Source organism: Streptomyces sp. NPDC006265 (assembly GCF_040613555.1).
Taxonomy (GTDB): Bacteria; Actinomycetota; Actinomycetes; order Streptomycetales; family Streptomycetaceae; genus Streptomyces.
Map to the genome: position 1 here is coordinate 1 of NZ_JBEXSH010000808.1, position 4,189 is coordinate 4,189.

The 4,189-nt window shown below is 70.5% G+C and carries 3 protein-coding genes; 2 read left to right on the forward strand and 1 reads right to left on the reverse strand.

Going from position 1 to position 4,189, the window contains the following annotated elements:
* Positions 1-53 precede the first annotated feature (53 nt).
* Positions 54-1,559: an oligopeptide:H+ symporter gene (locus ABZ281_RS40370; protein ID WP_356662950.1), complete on the reverse strand. Its 1,506-nt coding sequence runs from the start codon at positions 1,557-1,559 to the stop codon at positions 54-56.
* A gap of 515 nt (positions 1,560-2,074) precedes the next feature.
* Between ABZ281_RS40370 and ABZ281_RS40375 the strand changes: the two genes are divergently transcribed.
* On the forward strand, positions 2,075-2,752 hold the full coding sequence (locus ABZ281_RS40375) for a response regulator transcription factor (protein ID WP_030844734.1): 678 nt from the start codon (positions 2,075-2,077) through the stop codon (positions 2,750-2,752).
* A gap of 28 nt (positions 2,753-2,780) precedes the next feature.
* Positions 2,781-4,058 (forward strand): ATP-binding protein, encoded by a 1,278-nt coding sequence (locus tag ABZ281_RS40380; protein WP_356662951.1) that lies wholly within the window; start codon positions 2,781-2,783, stop codon positions 4,056-4,058.
* Positions 4,059-4,189 lie beyond the last annotated feature (131 nt).

Sequence of the window (4,189 nt, forward strand, 5' to 3'; positions counted from 1 at the left end):
GGCCGTCGCACCCGGGGTGCGACGGCCCGTCACCCGGCGTCAGGCGGCAGCGATCAGCGGACGTCGCCCATCATGGCCTTGACCTTCTTGCGGTACATGTACACCGCGAAGCCGGCGACCACGGCGAGCGCCGCCTCCAGCGCCACGAAGCCGGTCTTGTCGAGGTTGACCCCGCCGACGGCCGGGTTGGACAGCAGCGCGGTGACGGAGTCGCCCGCGGTGACCGCGAGGAACCAGACGCCCATCATCTGCGAGGCGTACTTCGCCGGCGCCATCTTCGTCGTCACGGACAGACCCACCGGGGACAGCGTCAGCTCACCGACGGTCTGCACGAAGTAGACCGCGACCAGCCACATCGCCGCGGCCTTGTGACCGCCCTCGGCGATCGCCAGCGGGGCGAGGAAGAGGAAGAAGGACGCACCCACCAGCACCAGACCGGAGGCGAACTTCACGATGGTGCTCGGCTCCTTGCCACGCCGGTTCAGCCACAGCCACAGCCAGGCGAAGACGGGCGCCAGCGCCATGATCAGGACCGGGTTGACCGACTGGTACCAGGAGACCGGGAACTCCCAGCCGAAGATCGTGTTGTCGGCGCTCTTCTCGGCGAACAGCGACAGGGTCGAGCCGCCCTGGTCGTAGATCATCCAGAACACGGCGGCGGCGACGAAGAACCAGATGTACGCCGACACCTTCGAGCGCTCGCCGGAGTCCAGGTCCTTGTCGCGCATGATGCGGGAGATGACCAGGATCGGCACGAGCAGGCCCAGGAGCGTGAGCGGGATCAGCGCCCAGTTCAGGGTGAAGTGGCCCGTGCCGCCGACGAGGCCGTAGAAGACCACGGCGACGGCCAGCCAGATCAGGCCCTTGCGCAGGGTGGACGCCTTCTCGGCGGGCGTCAGCGGGGTCGGGATCTCGCTGCTCTTCGCGTTCAGGTGGCGGCTGCCGAGCAGGAACTGGACGAGGCCCAGCGCCATGCCGAGCGCGGCCAGCGCGAAGCCCAGGTGCCAGTTGACGTTCTCACCGACGGTGCCGATGACCAGCGGCGCGATGAAGGCGCCGAGGTTGATGCCGATGTAGAAGACGGTGAAGCCACCATCGCGGCGCGGGTCCTCGGGGCCGTCGTAGAGGTGGCCGACCATCGTGGAGATGTTGGCCTTCAGCAGGCCGGAACCGATGGCGACGAGGCCCAGGCCGACGTAGAAGCTCGCGGCGGCGGGCAGCGCCAGGCACAGGTGGCCGAGCATGATGACCACGCCCGCGACGGCGACCGTCTTGCGGGGACCGAGCAGACGGTCGGCGAACCAGCCGCCGGGCAGGGTGAGCAGGTACACCAGCGACAGATACACGGCGTAGATCGCCGTCGCCGTGCCCGCGGGCAGATGCAGGCCACCCGGGGCCACCAGGTACAGCGGGAGCAGGGCCCTCATGCCGTAGTAGGAGAAACGCTCCCACATCTCGGTCATGAACAGAGTGGCCAGTCCGCGGGGGTGGCCGAAGAAGGTCTTCTCGGCACCGGGGGTGCCCGGTCGGGCCGAGTCCTTCGTCAGGCTGGACGCCATGGTCGTTCCTTGCTGCTCGGGACGCGCCCCGCGGCAGCGGTGGTGCGCCCGGTGGGGGCTGCCGGCACCGGTGGGTACGGCCGTCCGTCCGACGCCTACGGGGGGCCGCTCCGGGTCACGAAGCGGTGGGCGGTCGCCACCGGGATCCACGCCTCTACGCGCGTCGCCGCACTACGAGGCCCGGCCACAGGTCGTTTCACGTTGGGGGCCGGCGGGAACCGGCCCGCACACAAAAGAGACCCTCAGGGCAAACAGCCTCCGAAGGTCGCCGTGGTGCTACAGGCGTTGAATCACCATACGGCAGGACACCGCCGCATATGGAAGGGCTTGAGACACGGATCACAGGTTCCGGGGGAACCGCACGCCCCGTTTCCAAGGTCCTTACCACAATCGCACCCCACACCCAGAGGTTCGTGCGCGTACCCCCGGTTCGTAAGAGCCGGGTGTGCCAGCGGTAAGAATCAAGGCTTCCGGTCACACCCCGGCTCAGGGCGTCGCAGGTCTACCATCACCTCATGACCCGTGTACTGCTCGCCGAGGACGATGCGTCCATCTCGGAGCCGCTGGCCCGTGCTCTGCGCCGGGAGGGCTACGAGGTCGAGGTCCGCGAGGACGGACCCACCGCTCTCGACGCCGGACTGCAGGGCGGAGTCGACCTGGTCGTGCTCGACCTCGGTCTGCCCGGCATGGACGGCCTGGAGGTGGCGCGCCGCCTGCGGGGCGAAGGCCACGCCATCCCGATCCTCATCCTCACCGCGCGCGCCGACGAGGTGGACACCGTCGTCGGGCTCGACGCGGGGGCCGACGACTACGTCACCAAGCCGTTCCGGCTCGCCGAGCTGCTCGCGCGGGTGCGGGCCCTGCTCCGGCGCGGCGCCTCCGAGCCGCAGCAGCCGCCCGCCACGCACGGCGTGCGCATCGACGTCGAGTCGCACCGCGCCTGGATGGGCGAGGAGGAGCTCCAGCTCACCGCAAAGGAGTTCGACCTGCTGCGGGTGCTGGTGCGCGACGCGGGCCGGGTCGTCACCCGTGACCAGCTGATGCGGGAGGTCTGGGACACGACGTGGTGGTCGTCCACCAAGACCCTCGACATGCACATCTCCTGGCTGCGCAAGAAGCTCGGCGACGACGCGGCCAACCCCCGCTACATCGCCACCGTGCGCGGTGTGGGTTTCCGTTTCGAGAAGAGCTGAGCCGCGAGGCGGGCTCGGGTAACAGGACATGCGTCGCCGACTGATCCAGTCCACGCTCGCCGTGGTGCTCGTCGTGATCGCCGTCTTCGGCGTCTCCCTCGTCATCGTCGAGACCCGGACGATCAGCAACAGCGCCCAGGAACGGGTGGAGTCCGAGGCGGTCCGCCTCGCCAGCATCGTCGACAGCCGGCTCTTCGGGGCGCAGCAGGTCGACGCGGAGGTGCTGCGCAAGCAGGTCACCCAGGACCGCTACTACGCGGTGATCCGCATCCCCGGGGAGTCGCCCATCCAGGTCGGCACGAAGCCCGCCGGGGACGTCATCAGCGCGACCGCGCCCGGCGAGGAGGGCGAGACGGTCACCGTCCAGGAACCGCGCTCCTCGGTGACCCGTGAGGTCGGCCGGACGCTGCTGATCATCGCGTTGGTCGCGCTGCTGGCGGTGGTGGCCGCGGTGCTGCTGGCCGTCCGCCAGGCGAACCGGCTGGCGTCGCCGCTGACCGACCTCGCGGAGACGGCCGAGCGGCTCGGTTCCGGCGATCCACGGCCCCGGCACAAGCGGTACGGGGTGCCCGAGCTGGACCGGGTGGCGGACGTGCTGGACGGCTCCGCCGAGCGCATCGCCCGCATGCTGACCGCCGAACGTCGGCTGGCCGCGGACGCCTCCCACCAGCTGCGCACCCCGCTGACGGCGCTGTCGATGCGGCTGGAGGAGATCACCCTCACCGACGACCCGGACACGGTGAAGGAGGAGGCGACGATCGCGCTGACGCAGGTCGAGCGGCTGACGGACGTCGTGGAACGGCTGCTGACGAACTCGCGCGATCCGCGCACCGGCTCCGCCGTCTCCTTCGACCTCGACGAGGTCATCCAGCAGCAGCTCGCGGAGTGGCGGCCGGCGTACCGCAGCGCCGGGCGGGCGATCGTCAGCTCCGGCAAACGGCATCTGCTCGCGGTGGGCACGCCCGGCGCGGTCGCGCAGGTCCTGGCCGCGCTGATCGAGAACTCCCTCATGCACGGCGGCGGCACGGTGGCCCTGCGCACCCGCGTCACCGGCAACCAGGCGGTCATCGAGGTCACGGACGAGGGCCCCGGCGTCCCCGCCGACCTCGGCGCCCGGATCTTCGAACGGGCGATCAGCGGCCGCAACTCCACGGGCATCGGCCTGGCCGTGGCCCGTGACCTGGCGGAGGCCGACGGCGGCCGCCTGGAAATGCTCCAGACCAAGCCCCCGATCTTCGGCCTGTTCCTGTCCCGCACCCCCCTGCACAAGCCCGGCGACGACGACGAGGAACCGACGGTCCGCTAGTGCCGCGGCAGGCAACGTTCGCCCCGTCACGACGCCCGGCACGCTCCCCCACGCTCTCGACTGCGCTCGAGCAGGGGCCCCCACTCGCCGCACCGGCCGAAAGCCCGAGTACGTCCAGTACGAGGGCTTCC

Excerpts from the sequence above, each read along its gene's own strand:
- ABZ281_RS40380 (WP_356662951.1), top strand. The coding sequence starts at position 2,781 with ATGCGTCGCCGACTGATCCAGTCCACGCTCGCCGTGGTGCTCGTCGTG.
- ABZ281_RS40370 (WP_356662950.1), bottom strand. The coding sequence starts at position 1,559 with ATGGCGTCCAGCCTGACGAAGGACTCGGCCCGACCGGGCACCCCCGGT.
- ABZ281_RS40375 (WP_030844734.1), top strand. The coding sequence starts at position 2,075 with ATGACCCGTGTACTGCTCGCCGAGGACGATGCGTCCATCTCGGAGCCG.